This is a genomic window from Planomonospora sp. ID82291, from assembly GCF_015711645.1.
In the GTDB taxonomy this organism is placed as follows: Bacteria; Actinomycetota; Actinomycetes; order Streptosporangiales; family Streptosporangiaceae; genus Planomonospora.
The window spans coordinates 20,561-37,633 of the sequence record NZ_JABTEX010000011.1 but is presented as its reverse complement, the minus strand read 5'-3'; the positions used below and the strand labels follow the sequence as shown (position 1 = coordinate 37,633).

The window sequence follows — 17,073 nt, the reverse complement described above, 5'->3', positions numbered from 1 at the left end:
GGATCTTATGGAGCAGCTCCGGCATGGCCGCCGGGATGGGCCGAGGCTGGACCGGGCGGAGACCCTGGATACCGACGCCGGACTTCACCCACAGCTTGTAGTCGCTGCGGGTGCGGATGTTGGCCATGCGGATGATGGTCGGATCGGCCGAGGTCGACACCAGCAGCGCCGTTCCGCGCGGTAGCTTGCGGATGTCGGACGCCGGGATGACCTCAACGTCGTCGTACTGCGGCTCGTACTGCGTGCGGCCGTCGTCATCGCGGAAGCGCCTGTCGCGGTCCCGCACGGTCACCTTGCCCAGCAGGTGACTTATCAGGTCCAGCAGCTCTCCCTCTCCGACCGATGACGAGACGATCTTACATTTGGCGGCGGCAAGCAGGGCCTTGGCGCCTTCCTCGCCCCACCGCTTGACGATCTGCGCGTACGACTGGAAGTAGAGATGGATGCGGATGCCCGAGCCGGCCGCCCAGGATGCCCACCGGTCGACGGGGACGGGGGAGGTGTTGGCCGCCTCGTCCAGCTCCAGCGTCAACGGAGGATCGAGCCGGGAGACCTTCTTCCCGTCCGGAAGGATGGTCTTGGAGCCCAGCCGGGTCGCGTGCTCCACGAGCTCGGCGAGCATGGCCGAGAACAGCGGCGCGACGGGACTTCCCTGGCTCGTGCCGGAGACCAGATAGAGCGTGTCCTTGGAGCGCAAGAAGCGCTCGAAGTTGAACCCGCTGCCGGCGACCGGGGACAGCGCGTCGACCACGCCCGGATGGGTCATGAAGCGCAGGACCCGCGCCAGGGTGGTGACGACGCCGTCTTGGGTCTTGGTACCGCGCAGCCGCAGGAAGGCGTTGACCTGGGTCAGGGCTGAGTCATCGCTTTGCGGGTGGGCGGCCAGGATGCGGAGCGGCTCGTCCGAGCGGTCCAGAATCCAGCCGTACACGGTGATCATGTTCGCGCCGACCAATGCGGCGGCATGCATCATCGCGGCCAGCGTCATTGACGCGAGATCAGCCCAGAAATCGGCATCCGAGAGCCCTTTGTTCTCGCTGGCTTCCACCATGTGGCCAGCCCGCCGTACCGCCGTGACGATGTCCTGGCAGTCCTCCACGAGGTTCCATCTCATGTTGGAGTCGTAGTCGCCGACGCCTTCGGGGTTCCACACCCAGATCCGGCCGACACGCTGGCGGAGAGCGGCGGTCAGGGCGATGAGGTCCCCGCGGATGCTGGTTACCGCCGTCGGGCCGGGAGCATCAACGATCGAGCAGGCAGCCTTGAGGGACTTGCCCTCCTGTGGAGGCGCGAACGTGATCACGATGTCCTCGAACGTCGTATAGACGCCCCACCGGTGCAGCCAGCCTTGCGCGCGCCCGTGAAAGGTCGCGTACTCCTGCCACGGACCGAACCGGCGGTCCGACCAGGTCAGCGACTTCCGTGCGTGCTTGGCGACCTTGCGGGCCGAACGGCGCCCGTAGTGGAGATACAACTTCGTCCGGGTGGCGAAGCCGGGGCCCGGGTACCAGCGCAGCCGTACCCGCATGCGGCGGGAGAACCACCGCAGCCGCCGCGGCGTGGTGCTGAGCTGGCTCTTGACCAGCCCGGCCGCGACCAAGGTCCCGAACCCGACCATCGGCCAGGGCCAGAGCGAGACCTCACTGAGCAGCGGGGTCCCAGCGGCGACGGCCGCGAATTCGCCGCCGAGCAGCAGGGGATACGAGTGCGGGAGTGCCTCGGTGACGGCGCCCGCGCGGTCGGCCCGGTGCATCTCATCTCCTCCCAGGCCATCGGGGGAAACAGCCTGGTCGGTAATTCTGCGTGATGGGTGTGACATTTGCGGTGACGGCGCGCGCAGTGATTCCGGTGACAGCGGGCTCATACCGGGATAGATGGGATTCGTCATACCGACACCCCCCGCGCGGCGTCGATGTGCTCGTACAGGTAGGCCCGCGCAGTGCCTTCGGACTTGAGGCCCGCGCCCTCGTACAGCTCCCGGGCGACCTCGCCCGCCCGGTCGCGGTCCATCCACCGCGGGTCTCCGGCCGCGCGGAGCTGTTCGTAGGCCGCGATGAGACGGGCCTTAGCCGTGCTGGCTCCCACCAAGCGGTCATAGTCCGCCCGGACCCGGTCGAGCTCGGCCGCCAGCTCATCCCGGGAGGCGTGCGCCTGGTCGAGCTTGCGCTGTGCCGACCGAAGCCACTGCTCGGCCTCCTGCTGCTGCCGACGGAGCTGCTCGGCATGCTCGTCCCGGACCTGGGCGAGCTGCTCTTGCGCTGACCGCCGAACCGCCTCGATCTGCTCGGCCGCCTCAGCACGAACCGCGCTGATCCGCTGATCGGTACTGTCCTGCGAGGACTCCAACTGCCGGGCGGTTTCCGTCTTGACCTGCTCCACCAGGCTCAGCGCTTCGGCCCGCGCCTGGCGGACCTGCTCGGCAGCGTCTGCCTTGACCTGCTCCAGCTCGGCCAGCGCTTCGGCCCGCGCCCGCTCGGCCGCCGCCTCCACGGTGCCGGCCTGTGCGATCGCCGCCGCCGCCTCCAGACTGGCCCGGGTACGGCCCGGCGCGAGCGGCGCCGTGTCCAGCACCCACTCCCGGACCCCGGACCACGTCCCCTTACGGTCGAAGATCAGCCGCAGCAGCCACAGCGGCAGACGGACGGCCGCGCGCAGAACGCGGACCAGCCACAGGAGCACGCCCGTGAGGATGGGGCTTTCATCCATGGGGACGCCCAGGCGATCACCCGCCCAGCGCCGGACCTCGATAATCAGCGTCTCCAGCATCCACGCGAGGCTGATCGGCGCGATGATGGCGACCAGCAGTCCCTCCGGAGTGTCGGGAGCGTAGAGGATCTGCGCGGCCAAGGAGAGCGCGAAGAAGACCATGACGCCGACCCGGGCCCGCAGGCTGGACCGCCCGCGCAGCGCGGCCACCAGGGCGACGAGCGCCATGGCGATCCATCCGACGTCGGGCAGTGCGGCCACGATGTACGCGCGGAGCTGATCCAGGTCAGTGAACGCGCCGACGTGGTTGTGTTCCTGCGCGAAGAGCAATTGCGAGGCGTAGGTGACGATGCCGGCGCCGACGAGCGCCGCGAAGATGAGGACGCTGGCCCCGCCCAGCAGGCCACCGGACAGACGGTCCTTCTTGGCCTTCCCCGCCCGGGGACTGACCTTGTAGTGACGGATTTCCCGTACACCGGGGTCCTCAGACCACGGGGAGAGGGGAGGGACGTCGCCGGCGATGTGCGAGCCGTTCACGCGCTCGCCGCCGTCGCCAGGGCGCGAACGGCCCTTTAGGCTGATTCCGAACATCAGGAGCTCTCGCTTTCTGGTGCTTTCGCGGTCCCGGGAGGCGAGCCGGCGCCAACTGGACGCCCCCGGGACCGATCTTTGAACGGGATGGTTAGTGAGGTTTCTCCGGAGACCGGGCCATGGCCTCGGTCAGGAGCCTTAACAGGCCCTCTCGGATCTCCTCCTCGGTATCTCCCGTGAGGCTGTCGCTGTAGGCGAGTACCACCGAGACACCCACTCTGATCAGGGTGTTTGCGGTGATGCGCTCGCCTCCGCGACGAGATTTCGCGTCTTGGAGCTCGCGAGCGAGCTCGTCTAAGCGCGTCCAGGCATCGCCCGGCATCGGTACGTACTTCGGCCGCAAGCCTGGTGTTCCTTCTGGCGCCATGCAGTTCTCCGTGTTCGCGAGAACCCCTGGACCGGGTCCGGGAGTCTTGATGTCCAAGACTGACACGGCGCGTCACCTCCCTGATAGGCGTGCGTTTCCACGCTCTTCTGTGACATCGGTTCGAGGTCATGGCGAGATCATAACTTCAAGAGTCTTGAAGTTCAAGACTTCTCATGTCACGGTGGAGGAGTAACAAGCCGGATGCGGGGGTGCCCGACGACGAGAGCTCAGGAGGGCTCATGCCGATTCAGTGAGTTCCCGAAGTAGACAGCCGAACCGTCCGCTTCCCCGGGACCAAGGAGGAGTCCGAGGCGCACGCCCGGATGCTCGTAACTCATCCGGACCCCGACAAGACCGGCGAGGACGACGAGTAGCCAGCGCTGGCGGTTCGCGGTCCTGTCCGCACTCCTCCATTGAGGACGCGGGACGGGCAGGGCCGCGGGGCACCAGCCCCGACACGACAAAAGCCCCAGGGCGTTCATCCAGCCAAGAACGCGCGCCCTGGGGCCCCTCAAAGAGGAGGTTTCAGAATGGCACAGATCGACACGTCTAGCTGCACCGACCCCAAGTGCGCGATCTGTCAGGGGAGCGGCGGGCGGTAGCCATGCACGAGCTGGAGCGACCATGCCGGAACTGCGGCCATCAGGGCGCAGTCCACACCGGAGGTGCTGAACCCGGCGGTTGGCCGATCTACGACCGGACGTGGGCCCAGGCCTTTGGATGGTGCCAGACGTCCGGGTGCGGATGCCGCCAACGGCAGTAAGACCGAGGGGCGGCCAGGACTGGCCGCCCCTCTCGACATCCACCACCCGTGAAGCGGGAACGATCACAACGACCCCGGCACGAGGAGAAGCATTGACCACCACGGATGGTGATCGGCTCACGGCCCTGCCTCTGCTGTTGGCTACGCCCCCGCTCAGCCTCCTCTGACTCCCTGGAGACCCAGATGCCCGAGAACACCGAGCAGTTGCGAACCTACGTGACCGGCGTAGCCGACCAGCTCGCCGCGGCGATGGCCGACGATGACAAGACGGCAACCGTGGAGATCCTCACCAAGGTTGCCGCCGAACACTCGGCGCTCGGCGAGGTGCTCGCCGAGGAGGTCGTCCGGCACGGTATCCGCGGTGCCATCGAGCGCGGCCGATGAGCACGCCGGCGACCTGGATCGTCTACATGGGCGTAGGCGGCTACGTCTGCGCTGTGCCCGACCCCGCTGGCCCTGACGGGGTGTGCGGGATGCCGACCGAGACCGAGCCGTGCCCGCAGCACGACGGGAAGGAAGGCCGGTGACGGCCGAAGGGAAGCGGGAGCGCGTCATCTGCCAGCCCGCCGACTTTCGAGCGTGAGGAAGCCGAAGCCCCGGCGATCCGCCGGGGCTTCACCATGTCCGCCCAGGTCATAACCCATCTCACGCAATTACACATGTAGAAATGCATCCATGCTGACATGCCCCCGTGCTCGTATGCCTGCCGCAGGATCGGCATAATCCCCCTTATGCAGAACGCCCCCAACCCTGCCGGCGCTGGCCACGTCGACATCACCACCGTCCTGGCCTACAAGGGCGGCGTGGGTAAGTCGTTGCTCGCCTACGAGCTCGCCTATCTCCTGGACGCCGTCCTGGTCGACCTGGACTGGGACCGCGGAGGCGTGACCCGTCAGTGGGGCTACCGGCACGAAGACCGCATGCGCGCGCCCCTCTTGGACGCTTTCGAGCGCGGCCGGACGCCGAGCCCGCTTCAGGGCTACCGCAAGCCCCCGCTGATCCCGAGTCACCCCGACCTGGCTACCAATCAGCCGCCGGCCGACGTCGTGGCCGACTGCCTGGAGCAGTGGGCCAAAGAATGGGGCCGACCGATCGTGGTCGACACTCACCCAGGCGGATGCCCGACCACCTACGGCGCGGCCAGCGCCGCCCGGGTCGTTGTCTCCCCCGCCGTTCTGGCCACCCGGGAACTGGAGGCCACGGAGGGCATGCTGGAGGAGCTCGCGGACTATCCGCTTCTCATGGTCCCCAACAAGGTTCCGAGGGTCCCGCCGGCCGCTGAGCTCGACCGGCTCAGCCGCATGGTCACCCGGGCAGGCGTGCCCGTAGCGCCGCCGGTCTCCTTCCACTACTGGTTGGAGCGCCGGAAAATCCGGGTGGCGGTCACCTCCTATGACCCCGTGCCCGCCCGCGTCCAGCCCCTCCACGACGAGCTCCACGCCGTGGCCAAGGCGGTGACGAACTATGGCCGAGCAGCCGCCTGACAACGGCCTGTCCGCCCTCCGCGCTCGGCGCGAGAAGGGGCGCCAGGGCCGGACCGCACCGCCACCCCGCAACCCCCGCCCAGGCGGCACCGGTACGGCCGTGCCCGAAGCGCCCGCCGCGCCGGCGGAGCCCGTCCTGGAGACCACCGCGCCGGAGCCGGCCGCCGCGCCCGCACCCGAAGCGCCTCCCGCGCCTCCGGCACGCGCTGAAGGTGGCCGACGCCAACCCGAACGCCGGCGCCGACCTGGCGGCATCGAGGCCGAGCCGCGCGAGCCCGGCCGCGGGGGCACCTCGCTACGACTCGCGCAGTTCTACATTGACCCCGAGTTGGAGGCGTGGTTGCGCACCGTCCGGGCCACGGGACTACTCGCCGGCGCCGACGTCAGCGGCAGCGCCGTTGCCCGTCTGGCCCTTCGGGCACTGCGGGACTCGATGACGCCGGAGGAACTCGTCAGGCTGCTGACCAGCCAGGAGAACCAGGCCCCCCGGACTGGGCCAGGCCGCCCCCGGCGCTGATTCCTGACTCTCTTTCCCCAGCTCAACCGGAGGACATTTCTACATACCTAATTGCATACGGGTGGAATGGCATGCAGGTGTAATAGCGCGTGCTGCAAGCACCTTTCCATATGGCAGAGTAGTCACCGGAATACTCACAGTGACTATTAGGGGGTGTCTGGGAGATGGCGACCGATCCGCCCGTTCCTCCGGATGAGGCCGCCGAATGGTGGCGCGACCCTTTCACCGCTCCCCCGTTGAATCCGCACGGCGCCGACGAGTCCCCCCAGGGAGACGACCGGGCGCCGGAGGATTTCGCGGACCCCGAGTTCTACGGGCAGACCTGGCAACCCACCGTTGCCCAGCGCGTCGGCATCGCCGTCCGTACCCACATCAAAGGCATTGCCGTGGGAACGGTCCTGCTCACCGCCGCCGGCGTCGGCATCTGGAGCGCCCTGCCATCAGCCAGCGCCCCTGGTAGCGCCGTCGTGACCCAGGCCACCTCCACGCCGACAGCGGGCACACCCACAGCGGACTACCCCGAAGCCCGCGCGACCGCGCGCACCGGGCGTCCCTACCTGGCCTATCCCACCGCCGCGGCGCCGCCGCCGAGCTGGTCGACGCCGCCGAGCTGGTCGACGCCGACGCCCACGCCGAAGGCCGCCCCTTCTCGCTCGCCGAGCCCGAAGAAGTCGCCGGCGACGTCGACCCACCGGGCCGACCCGCCGCGCACGATGCCGTTGGCCCAGCCGTACCGGCCGCCCGCCTACCAGCCGGCACCCGCCGAGCGGAGGCGGTCTTCCCCGTCGACTAGGAGCACCGAGAGCCGCACGTCCCGCAGCAAGGCCAAGCCGTCGACCAACCGCCGGCCCGGACCTTCCGAGGCCCGGCCGCGCCCGCCCCGGCGCGACCACCGGCCCCGCACCGCGGACCGGCCGCCGTTCACCGGCGGCAGCATCGGCGCGGCCATGCACAACAGGTGCGACACCCTCTTCCCTCCGAGCCGGGACGGGCTCCGCAACGCCGTCTGTCACGACTACGTGCGGCAGCAGGGCTACTGATCAGCTCTGGGGCCCGGCGAGCCGCTACGGCAACAGCACGTTGCGATCCGGCGGAGGCAGGGCCCGCCGGCTCTCGCGGATCAGCTCGCCGTACTCCTGTACGGCGGGCTCGTCCGGATACCGGGTCACCAGCCCGTCATGCAGTTCAGCGGCCCGGCCGATGAGCCCGGCCGTCCGGCGTGCGAACGCCAGTCCGCCCCGGCCGTAGTGGATCGCCTCGTCCAGCTCACCGCGCCGCCCGGCGATCGTCCCCAGCAAGATCCGCGTGGTCCCCAGACGGGTCTCCCAGCGGACCCGGCCGCCGGCGCCCTGGCACTGCCGGACCACTTCCCCGGCGTGCTCGGTGGCCGCGGCATCCTCACCGAGCCACGTATAGATCGTCGCGGCGTAGAAATCGAACTTCGTCCGGTCGAACACGAAATGGTGCTCCGGATGATCGGGCACCGGCAGCCGACCCAGGATCGCTAGACCGCGCTGGAGCGCCTCGTCCGCGCCGCGACCGTCCCCCAACCGCGCGTACCCGCGCGCCGTCTGGAACGTCAATTGCGCGGCGCCGTTGCTGACCCCGGCATGCACCAGGCCGGCCTCCGCCAGCTCCACCACATCGCGGTATCGGCCCTCGATCAGGGCATACCAGGCCGCCAGCTCCCAGCCCCAGCCAATCAGCTCGCCGTGCCCGGCTTGCTCGCCCAAGCGCAGTAGCAGGCGCCGGGAGGTCTCGGCCGCGCCGCGGTCCCCAAGGTCGTAGTAGACACAGCCCAGCAGCGCGGCCAGCCAACCGGCCCGCACCAGCAGCTCCCGATGCTGCGTCAACGTGGTCCGCCCCTCCAGCAGCCGGACCACGAACCGCAGGTGACGCTTGGCCTGGTCCCGCAGGCGCAACGCCGGCGCACTCGGGTAGTCCCGGCACAGCCGATCCACCAGGACGTCGATGTCATCGAGCATCCCGGCGCCTAAGTCGGATGCCTCCGCCAGCCGGGCCAGGTCAACCAGCTCCAGCGCGTCGTCCTGTTCGGTCGGATCGGCCGCCGGCGCCAGCAGCACCTCCGCCTCCCGGCCGTACAGGACGGAGAACAAGGTGGCGTACAGCTCGCTCGGGCGGTGCTCGCCGCTCTCCCACCCGCGGATCATCCGCGCCAGGCTGTCACGACTGGGCAGGTGCGCCCGAGTAGGCCCATCAGCCGCCGCCCGCAGCTCCCGCGCCAGGTCCTGCACGCTCCAAAACTGCCCAGTGCGCAGGGCCCGCAGCCGAGCCGCCCACGCTGGGATCTCCTTCTCAGCCATCGCTGCGCACCTCCCGAGGGGGACGCGGACAAGGGGGTATCCGCCTGTCTCCTAGTCTGTCCTCTCCCGCTCCGGCCATACGGCCGATGTCATGGGATCGTGTCTCCCCGCCCCGCATTTCCCCGCACGCCGGAACCGGCCGCCGCCGCGCGCCTGGCCGACGAGCTCGCCGACATCCTCGCTCGAGAGCACCACATCCTTGCCGACGCGCACCCGATCCTCCCCGGCGAAGCCGCCGTCTCCGTCTACGTCGGGCTCCTGGCCAGAACGGACGGCCGGCTGATCTGGTGGCAGGTGCCGACCTTCGGCGAGCGCGGCAAACCCTTATGGACGTACGCGACCACGCCGGCCACGGCCGCGCGCCGCCTGGCCGAGCACTGCAAAGCACTCCAAGGCCGATCCCTGGCCGAGATCCTGCGGGGGCGGGAGTTCCTGGCCGACGTCCTGGTGGACCGCTATGCAACGCCCGCGTAAGCACCGCGCCCCGCGCGCCGCCGAGGTCGACCCCCTGGCCGATCTCGCCGCCGCCCAGGCCGCCGCCGAGCTGCAAGCCCGCGCGCCCGGATGGCTGGTCATGTGGCGCCGATGGGGCCGCGTCTACAGCGCGTGGGAGTGCCGCGACCCGCGCGAGGTCCGCATCATCGAACGCCCCGACCTGGCCGCCCTCCACCAGGAGATGCGCCTGGTAGACATCGAGCTCCGGCAGATCCCCCGTCCTTCCACCCAGGCCCCGGCCGCGCAGCCAACACCCGTGGATGTGGCCGCCCTGTGGAGGGATCTGCCGGCCTGACGCCATGGCCCCGGGGTCGACCCGCCCCGGCCGATCTGCGGGGACCGGCCCAGGGAGCGCCCAGTCCCCGGGGCCATGGTCGGCACACCGACGCCGATGCGGTCTCAGCCTGAAACCGCCCCGGTGCCGACGCATACACTGAGCCTCAGCAGGACCGCCACGGCGACCAGGAGGCGATCGACCATGAGCGCTCAGCCCGCCGAACAGACCGCCGGCTACGACCCGGACGACATCCTCCGGCGCCTGGACGAACGCCACCGCCCCGCCTTCCTGGCCGACTACCGGGAGGCGATGGTGGCCGCCGCCCATGAGACCTGGCGCTACCGCCAGCTCCAAGACGTGCTGAAGAACTGGCATCTACGCGCCCTGCTGTACGCCCGGCCCGGATTCGAGCAGCACGCAGCCGAGGCCGCCGCCGGCATCAACACCGTCCCCGCCGAGGAAGCCGTCCCCGGATGGCCGGACGTGAACGCAGCCGTGGCCGCGCACGCCGCCCGCCGGGCCGCCGGGTGAACTACCGCGTCAACTACCACGCCGCCGCCTCCAGCCAGATCCCCGGCCTGTCCGCCGCGGCGTTCACCGTCCTCATCGAGCGCCTGGTGGAGATCGGCGACGACCCTTTCCACGGCAGCACCCCCGTCACGGCCGAGGAACCGAATTTCCGCACCGCCACGTTCGGCGCGAGCGGCATCGTGGCGTTCTACGTCAACCGGCCCGCCCGGACCGTCACCGTCTCTGACATCCTCTGGGCCGGCTGAGCCCCACCGGCTGGCCGGGCTTCCCACCACAGGCCAGGGCATCGACTGAGCGCATTTCTACATGCATAAATGAGAGCATGCGTAAAGGTGGAAGGGTCCGCCGAGCCACCGCGCCGCAGCCCGGCGGACCCGAAGAATCTACATCGTAAAGACGCTGGCACCGCTACCCGTGATCTTCCTCATTTGAGGTCGGATCTGAGGAGCCGTGATCACGGGCGATGGCCGTGCGGACCACGCCCGCATCCACCATCGCGCCTTGCCTGGTTAGAGGTCTTCGGCCTCGTAGCAGTGGCGCAGCGTGTTCACGCCGGCCAGATCAGCGTCACCCGGTCCGTAACAGAACTTCGCTCGTTCGACCGAGCCGAAGATGATCGAATCGAAGGCGCACCGCTTCTTCGGCCCGGCCTGCACGACGATCACTCTGCCGATCGTTGTGCGGTACTGGATGGCCACCTTGGTCCGGTCGTCGACCGCATCGCACGCCGTCACCTGTCGGCGGTCCGCGCTGACCGACACATGCCCGACGCCGGTCTTGCCCGCTTCCCATGCCTCAGCGGCCATCTGCGCGGAGGCCGCCGTACTGGTCGCCAGAGTGGCCACCAGCACGGCCGCCGCCGTGGTACTCGCCCTCACCGTGGGCTCCTCTCTTTAGGGGAGCTCCATGATCTCACTTAATGTAACTAGTCAAATACATATGGTGATTGGGGGGTGGGGGTCAATTCGAGTCGGTCAGTCTGTGATGCCGGAGCCTGCGGCGATCACACCGCCGCAGGCTCTGGCCGTCACTTACGGCACTTTGCTCAGCATCTCGAACCCGCCGAAGAGGGTCGCGCCGAAGCCGCCCCCGCCGGCGAGAAGGGCCCCGGGCCACGAGGCGGTGGCGGAGAGGGTGAGCGCGGTGGCGATCACCGCCACCACAAGGGCGGTGAGGACGACAAGCAAGAATCGCTCAAGCGTCATGGAAGGCTCCCTTTTGGGACTCCGAATGGAGCCCGCGAGTCGGACCACATCAACGCGCCGCCTAATGTCCCCCGGCGCCCGGGGATCGACTTCTTCAGTTCTGTAAGGCGGAGCGGTCCGCCCACAGTCGCTTGAGCTCGGCCTCGAAGTCGGCCTACGTCTTGAACCCCCGGTAGACCAAAGCGAAGTCGATGACCCGTGTGTCAGGACGACGGCGGAACGGACAGTGCACGTACGTCGCCTCCCTGACCTGACCGGCTCATGTGCCCTACGCGCCCCACCTGGTCGCATGCCGGATACCTGCACTCATCCCACTGCCGGATGAGGCGCGGTAACAGAAACACAACTTATGGTGAAACGGGGAGAGCAGCATCACTAGATGTTGTGGTGCAACGGTAGAAGTGCGCGACGATGAACGCAAGTTGATCGGAAATGTCCCGGCTAATCCTCTGGCCAGCGGAAATACGAAAGCGGCCCCGGAAGAAGCTCCACTCTCAGCCCGCTACATCCCGCTGGGCCGCCCTACGCCGGACCCAAAGGGATGCGACGGTCTGTACTTGTCCTCAATCGGCGACGATGGGGAATCCTGGTCGCTTCCGGCTGAGTCGCCCAGTCGCGACCGGTGAACTCTCGAAGGCCCCGCCGTACGGCTCATGCCTGGGCGGGGCCTTCGAGGGGGCGTCGGTTATGGAGCGAGCTATGGAGAGTTGGCCTGAGATCGGCGCTCTCGGTAGCCCGCCTGGCGGCACTTGTTAGAGCAGTACTTCCGCGGTCGTCCACCGCGATCGCTTCGGGAAGCGAAGTCGGCTGCACCGCAGTGGGCACACGAAATGCTGTTGGCCTGCCGCTTCTGGAGGAGGTACTGCTCCCGACCGGTGAGACGGCGTTTCCCAGCTACATCGACGATCCCTACCCGATAGCCCGATTCGTCATACACACCCAGGACTCGGCTCCTGCCCGGATGACGGAGCTTACTCAGGACTTTGGTCTCGATCTGACGGATCCGCTCCCGGGTGACGCCGTATACCCTGCCGATCTCATCCAGCGTCATCGCGATTCCCGAGGAGATGCCGAACCGCATCTCAATCACGCCGCGCTCGCGCTCCGAGAGGGTGTCGAGGACCTGGAGAAGGAGCTTGGCTCCCTCCTCGGCTGCGATGCGGTCGACGGGGTCTTTCGGGGTGATGCGTCGTCTGGTCACTGTGTCGCCCCCGTCCCGGTGGTGCTCTGTCCGCCATTCTGCTGGGTCTGCACCGGCGTGAGGACACTGGCGTTCTGCGCTGCGTGCAGAGCGCGGTGGAGAGGGCGGGCGGTGCTGCGGATCATCTGAGCGATTTCGGCGAGGACGTGAGGAAGGTCTTGGGCGTCAGCCTTGTTGATGGCCGCTTTGGCGATGGCGTACAGCAGGAAGGCGACCACAAGGACGATGAAGAGGAAGGCACCGACCAACAGGATGGGCCAGGGCGTCGAGACGAGGGGGGACGGGTTTGGGGACATGTTCTTCTCCTCGAAAACACGAAAGCGGCCCCGCAAGGCGGAGCCGCTTTCAGGTGGACGGTGGGAACAAAAAAAGCCCCAGCCTCCTGTTGAGGAGAAAAGGGCTTCAGTAAGTGGGCACATGTGTGCCCGAGTGATGGAGATTGTAACGCCTTCTCGTGCTTCGCGCAAGCGGTTTTTTGTGCAGGTCAGACAGAGGGGAGGGCGAGGGGTTCAGATTGACGCAGGTTTCGTAACACGGGTTTTTCTGCTCGAAGCTGGCTGCTCGACCGATGCACCGAGCCCGGTTCCAGGGATGGAACATCAACTCACGGGAATAGCTCTTCCCGCAAGTTGAATCTGCCTTAAATCGGGCATAGCGGACAGGACCGGCGGGCGGCTGTCGCCACCACGCTCCCAGCACACCTCCGGGGCCGTCCGCTGGCCATCCGGTCAGGGTGGGAGGGTGATGGGCACCACGCGGTGATCCTTTCCCGACGACATGCCTCTAGGAGGTGAAGTTCATGGGCAACTTCAGCCGGCTACAGGACGTCAGGTGTCCGCTGTGCGGAGGACTCGCGAGCATGGAGATTACAGACGTAGATCCCGGAGAGGAGGGGTCGACACCGATCAGGCGGATAACCGATGTGGAGTGCAGCCAGGGTTGTGACAAGCACAAGGTTCGGGCGGCTCTGCCCTCAGCGGGTGCTTGATCCGGCGGATGGTGGTGACGCGCGTCATCTTCACTGCGGTGACATGGCTGGCCATAGGTGCTGGGAATGCGCAGTCCCGGCACCAGGGTGACGTCTGATCCAGCCCTTGACCGGTAAGATCCGCCGCATTTCTACATGTGTAAATGCCGATGGGATCACATGCGGACTTGCCACTCCGCAGGCAGGCCCGTGGCGAGCAGCTCGGGCCGGGCGTGGACGTCGAGGAGCGGACTCGACTCCCACCATGGCCGCGCCGCCCACGCCGCCGGCGACAGCATGAGCCCGAGGTAGGCCACCCCGCGCCCGGTCGGCCACGTCACGTCGACCGCGCTTCGGCCGTCCGGCGTGACCCAGGCGTGCGGCACCGGCAGCCGCCGCCCGTCGACATCGAGCAGGGCCAGGCCCTCCGCGTAGTGCATGCGCAGCCGCGAGGCCGCGATCTCCACGGCGTTGCTGAAGCAGAAGCCCATGCCCCCGAGGACGATGTCCCCCGGCCGCCCGGCCGCCCGGCCGGTGCGAACCAGGAGCCCGCATCGAGGAGCAGGGCGTAGAGCGAGCCGTAGCGCTGGCCGTCGAGGGGCGGGGCCAGTGCCACCCACGCCTCAAGCGTCACCACCAGTTCCCGCTCCGCCGCGCTCAACTCCACCACGGCGGCAGCCTAGGACCGGCCCGCGCCCGGTGACCAGACCGCAGCACCCCGGAAACCAGCCTCGGCGTATCGCATTTCTATATGCATAAATATGGACATGCTTAGTCATACCGTCTCTGACCTGGGGCGGAGTGGCATCAAGGAGATTGCCGAACGACCGACGTACGCCGATCATGAAGAGTATGACCTACAAACGGGGCGATGAAGTGCGGATCAATCACCGCACCACCCGACGGGACGCGACCGGCGTTGTTACCGCCACCGGATGGGATGGCACGTACACGATCAGCGTGGAAGGCCGCACGGTGCGCGGCGTACGGCCCGAGCAGCTCAGCCGCAGGAGCGCACCGTTCTGGGCGACGAGCCCGCGGCCGGCCGCGGCCGAGACCTCCCGGCCGTTCTGGGCGACTCCGCCGCGTTCGGCGGGCTCCGCGTCCGACGTGCCCCGGCCGTTCTGGGCCCGGTCGGCGAAGAAGGCCCGTCCAACGCAGGCCGAGACCGCCCCGGGTATGAGCGCGGCGCGCTGGCTGTGGGACCGCAGCCACGGCGCGACCGAGCGCAGCAGGGAGCAGGCCCCGCCGCTCTGGAACTGACCGGGCCGAGCCCGTCGAGGCGAACCCTTGACGGGCCCGACTCGGAGAGCTGCATTTAAAAATGCGCTTCCCCGACGAACGGAGGTTCCATGACCACCGACGATCCCACCCGGCGCCCCGCCGGGACCAGTCTGGCCGAGCAGGTGACCCGGCTCCGCCAGGCCGTCGAGCGCAGGCAGGTCGAGCCGGTTGCCCCCCGGCATGCGCGCTTGGACCCGCCCGCAGGGAGGCCCTGGTGACCACGTCCCCCACCGCGCCCGGCGACCCCCGCGAGATCGCCACCCAAATGCTCGCCCTGGCCCGAGCGCTGTCCGCCGCGCTCGCCGAGCAACCGGGCGAGCACCACGACGCCTACCCCGCTGTGCTGGCCACCCTCTCGGAGGTGACCGCGGAGAACGCCGCCGCAACCGGCATCATCGAGGAGGCCGCCGCGGGCATCGGCGCCGCTCGCCTGTCGGGATGGTGGGAGAGCGCCGCCAGCAGCGCCCGAGACGCCCGGCTCAGTCTGATGAGCGCCGCCGGCGAACTGCTGACCACGTCCCGGGAAGCCAAGAGCGGACAGGACAAGCTTGCCCAGGCTGAGCCATGATGCAATTACACATGTAGAAATGTAGTCATGCCCACATGTCTTAATGGGCTGGTCTGATCTGCTCTTTCGGCTCTGGGGAGGGGCACTCCTCAGAGCCGGTGCGGTCAGGCGGTCAGGTCGAGGAAGTCCCGCACTGCGGGCACGTCCCGATGCCCGGCGAGCTTGTCCCGCAGGCCGGCCATGGTCGCCGACGACCGGGCCGAGTCGACCCCGCCCAGGCAGCGCACCGCATGGTCAGCGACCTCCACCGCCTGATCGAAATCGCGCAGCATCAGATGAGCGTCCGCCGCCCGCGCCAGGTAGATAGCGTGGGTCCGCGGATACTGATCATCGCCCGCGTAGTCGGCCGCCATCGCGGCATCGAAGCGGCGCACCGCCTCGCCGGCGTCGCCGAGCTCCAGCGCCGAGGAACCCGCGATCATCTCGACCTCCCCGAGCGTCACCCAGTACAGGTAGGCCGGATCATCGTCCCGGGGGCCTGCCGACAGGGCATCGCGCGCCTGGTCGAGCGCCCGCGCGCACGCGCGCCGATCTCCCGTCTTGGACAGCGACCGGGCCGCCCGCGCCGCGAGCATCGCGCGGAACCGCGGTGTGGCCCGGTTGCGCGTCTGGATCTGGGCCGCCTCGATGAGCGCGACCGCGTCCCGGGGATCGCCAGCGGTGTAGGACTGGATCGCCTGGAACGACATCGCATAGGCCCCGGTCAGCACATCCCCGGCCGTGGCCGAGGCGCGCAGCGCCGCGGCGAAGTACCGTTCGGCTTGAGCGTGGTAGCCCGCGTCGAAGTGGACCCACGCGCAGCAGCGCGCCGCCTCAGCCGCCGCGGCGTACAGCCGGCGCCCGGTGGGTTCATCGAAGCGCGAATCCTTGACCAGACCGGCGATGAACGAGAACTCCGCTTGCGCCAGGTCCCGCAGTTCCCCGGAGCCGAGCGCGTCGTCCAGGTGCCGCAGATGGTCAAGGCGCCGCTCCAGGTGGTCGACCATGGCCGCGGTGATCTGACGTCGCCCGGTGGAGGTGGGCGCGGTCATGGCCGCGAGCGCGTCTTGCCACCCCAGGATGGAGGAGCTGAGCGCCGCCGAGGTCAGGGTAAGGAATCCGCGTCGGTCCACTGAGCCTCCTCGCGCGAGATCACACAGCACTTCCACCGTAGCCGCCTGATCCCAGGGAAGGTCAGCCCCTCTTTCGGGCGGGCAGGCCGCCTGCAACCACTGCGGCCAGGCCGAGGTGTCGACCAGGTGATCCGGAATGCCGTGCAGCGCCGCGATGGCCCGTTGCGTGGAGGGCTCGGGCACGACGCCGTGTGCCTCCCAGCGGTAGACCTTCTGCCGGTCGCGCGCCAGCGCCCCGAGCCCGAGCGCCCGATGAGCCAGATCAACCCGGGCGGCATAGGCCCCCATGGACAGGCCGAGCTCGGCACGCAAGAAAGTCAGGGGATGGCGGTACAGCGACAGCTCCGTCATGGCGTTCTCCCTGCTGAGACTGCCGGTGATGTCACCTTCCCCCACCATGGGCGCCCCCGCCAGGCCAGCGCCGCAGAAGACTACGCGGGACTACACGAACCCTCTGGGCGGTGCGCTGCATCCGGGGTTGCATGGGCGACACCACGCCACTCCATGAGCCGGCGCGGCGGCACGGAGAGTGTCACCCCCGTGTACTCCCCCACCGTCGCGCCGCCCCGCCCCTTGCCGGAGGCGCAGGGCCCCACCGCCCGCAAGGGGCGCATGACGCGATCGCACGGCGCTACGCCGTGGTCCCACGATCGCGGGTGGTGCCCCTGCCGCGCCCCCGTG

At 68.8% G+C, this 17,073-nt stretch carries 18 protein-coding genes and 1 pseudogene; 10 read left to right on the top strand and 9 right to left on the bottom strand.

The features are described from left to right. Both HS045_RS33545 and HS045_RS33540 read right to left on the bottom strand, forming a co-directional pair. On the bottom strand, positions 1–1,753 hold a 1,753-nt coding region (locus HS045_RS33545), incomplete at its 3' end, for a type IV secretory system conjugative DNA transfer family protein (protein WP_196455667.1). 131 nt (positions 1,754–1,884) lie between these two features. Then, on the bottom strand, positions 1,885–3,297 hold the full coding sequence (locus HS045_RS33540) for a hypothetical protein (protein ID WP_196455666.1): 1,413 nt from the start codon (positions 3,295–3,297) through the stop codon (positions 1,885–1,887). A gap of 1,313 nt (positions 3,298–4,610) precedes the next feature. On the opposite strand from HS045_RS33540, the gene HS045_RS33535 reads away from it, so the two are divergent. The 3 genes from HS045_RS33535 to HS045_RS33525 all read left to right on the top strand — a co-directional run bounded on the left by HS045_RS33535 (position 4,611) and on the right by HS045_RS33525 (position 7,468). After that, positions 4,611–4,811, top strand: coding sequence for a hypothetical protein (locus HS045_RS33535; protein WP_196455665.1), 201 nt, complete (start codon positions 4,611–4,613; stop codon positions 4,809–4,811). Positions 4,812–5,230: 419 nt separating this feature from the next. Then, positions 5,231–5,911 carry a hypothetical protein gene (locus HS045_RS33530; RefSeq protein ID WP_196455664.1) on the top strand — a complete coding sequence of 227 codons (681 nt, stop codon included), beginning with the start codon at positions 5,231–5,233 and terminating at the stop codon, positions 5,909–5,911. Positions 5,912–6,592: 681 nt separating this feature from the next. Next, positions 6,593–7,468: a hypothetical protein gene (locus tag HS045_RS33525; RefSeq protein WP_196455663.1), complete on the top strand. Its 876-nt coding sequence runs from the start codon at positions 6,593–6,595 to the stop codon at positions 7,466–7,468. Positions 7,469–7,492: 24 nt separating this feature from the next. Here HS045_RS33525 and HS045_RS33520 read toward each other — a convergent pair whose 3' ends face one another. Further along, positions 7,493–8,752, bottom strand: coding sequence for a hypothetical protein (locus tag HS045_RS33520; RefSeq protein WP_196455662.1), 1,260 nt, complete (start codon positions 8,750–8,752; stop codon positions 7,493–7,495). Positions 8,753–8,851: 99 nt separating this feature from the next. Between HS045_RS33520 and HS045_RS33515 the strand changes: the two genes are divergently transcribed. From HS045_RS33515 to HS045_RS33500, 4 genes are all read left to right on the top strand, one after another. Continuing rightward, a complete protein-coding gene (locus HS045_RS33515; protein WP_196455661.1) occupies positions 8,852–9,226 on the top strand; it encodes a hypothetical protein in 375 nt (124 codons plus the stop codon). Beyond that, positions 9,210–9,542, top strand: coding sequence for a hypothetical protein (locus HS045_RS33510; RefSeq protein ID WP_196455660.1), 333 nt, complete (start codon positions 9,210–9,212; stop codon positions 9,540–9,542). The genes HS045_RS33515 and HS045_RS33510 overlap by 17 nt, the downstream gene beginning before the upstream one ends. Before the next feature lie 183 nt (positions 9,543–9,725). Further along, positions 9,726–10,055, top strand: a complete 330-nt coding sequence (locus HS045_RS33505) for a DUF6247 family protein (protein WP_196455659.1) — start codon at positions 9,726–9,728, stop codon at positions 10,053–10,055. Further along, entirely contained in the window at positions 10,052–10,300 is a 249-nt protein-coding gene (locus HS045_RS33500; RefSeq protein ID WP_196455658.1) for a hypothetical protein, read from the top strand. Before HS045_RS33505 ends, HS045_RS33500 begins: the two co-directional genes overlap by 4 nt. A 264-nt stretch (positions 10,301–10,564) precedes the next feature. On the opposite strand, the gene HS045_RS33495 is transcribed toward HS045_RS33500, so the two are convergent. From HS045_RS33495 to HS045_RS33475, 5 genes and pseudogenes are all read right to left on the bottom strand, one after another. Continuing rightward, the gene (locus HS045_RS33495) at positions 10,565–10,933 is read right to left on the bottom strand and encodes a hypothetical protein (RefSeq protein ID WP_196455657.1); all 369 of its coding nucleotides are present in this window, start codon (positions 10,931–10,933) and stop codon (positions 10,565–10,567) included. Between the two features lie 153 nt (positions 10,934–11,086). Continuing rightward, a complete protein-coding gene (locus HS045_RS33490; RefSeq protein WP_196455656.1) occupies positions 11,087–11,260 on the bottom strand; it encodes a hypothetical protein in 174 nt (57 codons plus the stop codon). A 931-nt stretch (positions 11,261–12,191) separates the two neighbouring features. Continuing rightward, positions 12,192–12,461, bottom strand: a pseudogene (locus tag HS045_RS35225) (sigma-70 family RNA polymerase sigma factor); the annotation flags it as partial. After that, the gene (locus HS045_RS33480; protein ID WP_196455654.1) at positions 12,458–12,757 is read right to left on the bottom strand and encodes a hypothetical protein; all 300 of its coding nucleotides are present in this window, start codon (positions 12,755–12,757) and stop codon (positions 12,458–12,460) included. The gene HS045_RS33480 and the pseudogene HS045_RS35225, both read right to left, overlap by 4 nt. Before the next feature lie 847 nt (positions 12,758–13,604). Then, complete coding sequence (locus HS045_RS33475; protein ID WP_196455653.1) at positions 13,605–13,919, bottom strand: hypothetical protein; 315 nt, start codon at positions 13,917–13,919, stop codon at positions 13,605–13,607. Positions 13,920–14,388: 469 nt separating this feature from the next. Here HS045_RS33475 and HS045_RS33470 point away from each other — a divergent pair, with 469 nt between their 5' ends. The 3 genes from HS045_RS33470 to HS045_RS33460 all read left to right on the top strand — a co-directional run bounded on the left by HS045_RS33470 (position 14,389) and on the right by HS045_RS33460 (position 15,280). Then, a complete protein-coding gene (locus HS045_RS33470; RefSeq protein WP_196455652.1) occupies positions 14,389–14,691 on the top strand; it encodes a hypothetical protein in 303 nt (100 codons plus the stop codon). A gap of 89 nt (positions 14,692–14,780) precedes the next feature. Further along, a complete protein-coding gene (locus tag HS045_RS33465) occupies positions 14,781–14,930 on the top strand; it encodes a hypothetical protein (RefSeq protein WP_196455651.1) in 150 nt (49 codons plus the stop codon). Further along, positions 14,927–15,280 (top strand): hypothetical protein, encoded by a 354-nt coding sequence (locus HS045_RS33460; RefSeq protein ID WP_196455650.1) that lies wholly within the window; start codon positions 14,927–14,929, stop codon positions 15,278–15,280. Before HS045_RS33465 ends, HS045_RS33460 begins: the two co-directional genes overlap by 4 nt. Positions 15,281–15,384: 104 nt before the next feature. On the opposite strand, the gene HS045_RS33455 is transcribed toward HS045_RS33460, so the two are convergent. Next, complete coding sequence (locus HS045_RS33455) at positions 15,385–16,743, bottom strand: hypothetical protein (RefSeq protein WP_196455649.1); 1,359 nt, start codon at positions 16,741–16,743, stop codon at positions 15,385–15,387. Positions 16,744–17,073: the final 330 nt, after the last annotated feature.

Coding starts and splice junctions, on each gene's coding strand:
- HS045_RS33540 (WP_196455666.1), bottom strand. CDS start 3,297: ATGTTCGGAATCAGCCTAAAGGGCCGTTCGCGCCCTGGCGACGGCGGC.
- HS045_RS33535 (WP_196455665.1), top strand. CDS start 4,611: ATGCCCGAGAACACCGAGCAGTTGCGAACCTACGTGACCGGCGTAGCC.
- HS045_RS33525 (WP_196455663.1), top strand. CDS start 6,593: ATGGCGACCGATCCGCCCGTTCCTCCGGATGAGGCCGCCGAATGGTGG.
- HS045_RS33520 (WP_196455662.1), bottom strand. CDS start 8,752: ATGGCTGAGAAGGAGATCCCAGCGTGGGCGGCTCGGCTGCGGGCCCTG.
- HS045_RS33510 (WP_196455660.1), top strand. CDS start 9,210: ATGCAACGCCCGCGTAAGCACCGCGCCCCGCGCGCCGCCGAGGTCGAC.
- HS045_RS33505 (WP_196455659.1), top strand. CDS start 9,726: ATGAGCGCTCAGCCCGCCGAACAGACCGCCGGCTACGACCCGGACGAC.
- HS045_RS33490 (WP_196455656.1), bottom strand. CDS start 11,260: ATGACGCTTGAGCGATTCTTGCTTGTCGTCCTCACCGCCCTTGTGGTG.
- HS045_RS33480 (WP_196455654.1), bottom strand. CDS start 12,757: ATGTCCCCAAACCCGTCCCCCCTCGTCTCGACGCCCTGGCCCATCCTG.
- HS045_RS33475 (WP_196455653.1), bottom strand. CDS start 13,919: ATGGGCTTCTGCTTCAGCAACGCCGTGGAGATCGCGGCCTCGCGGCTG.
- HS045_RS33465 (WP_196455651.1), top strand. CDS start 14,781: ATGACCACCGACGATCCCACCCGGCGCCCCGCCGGGACCAGTCTGGCC.
- HS045_RS33455 (WP_196455649.1), bottom strand. CDS start 16,743: ATGACGGAGCTGTCGCTGTACCGCCATCCCCTGACTTTCTTGCGTGCC.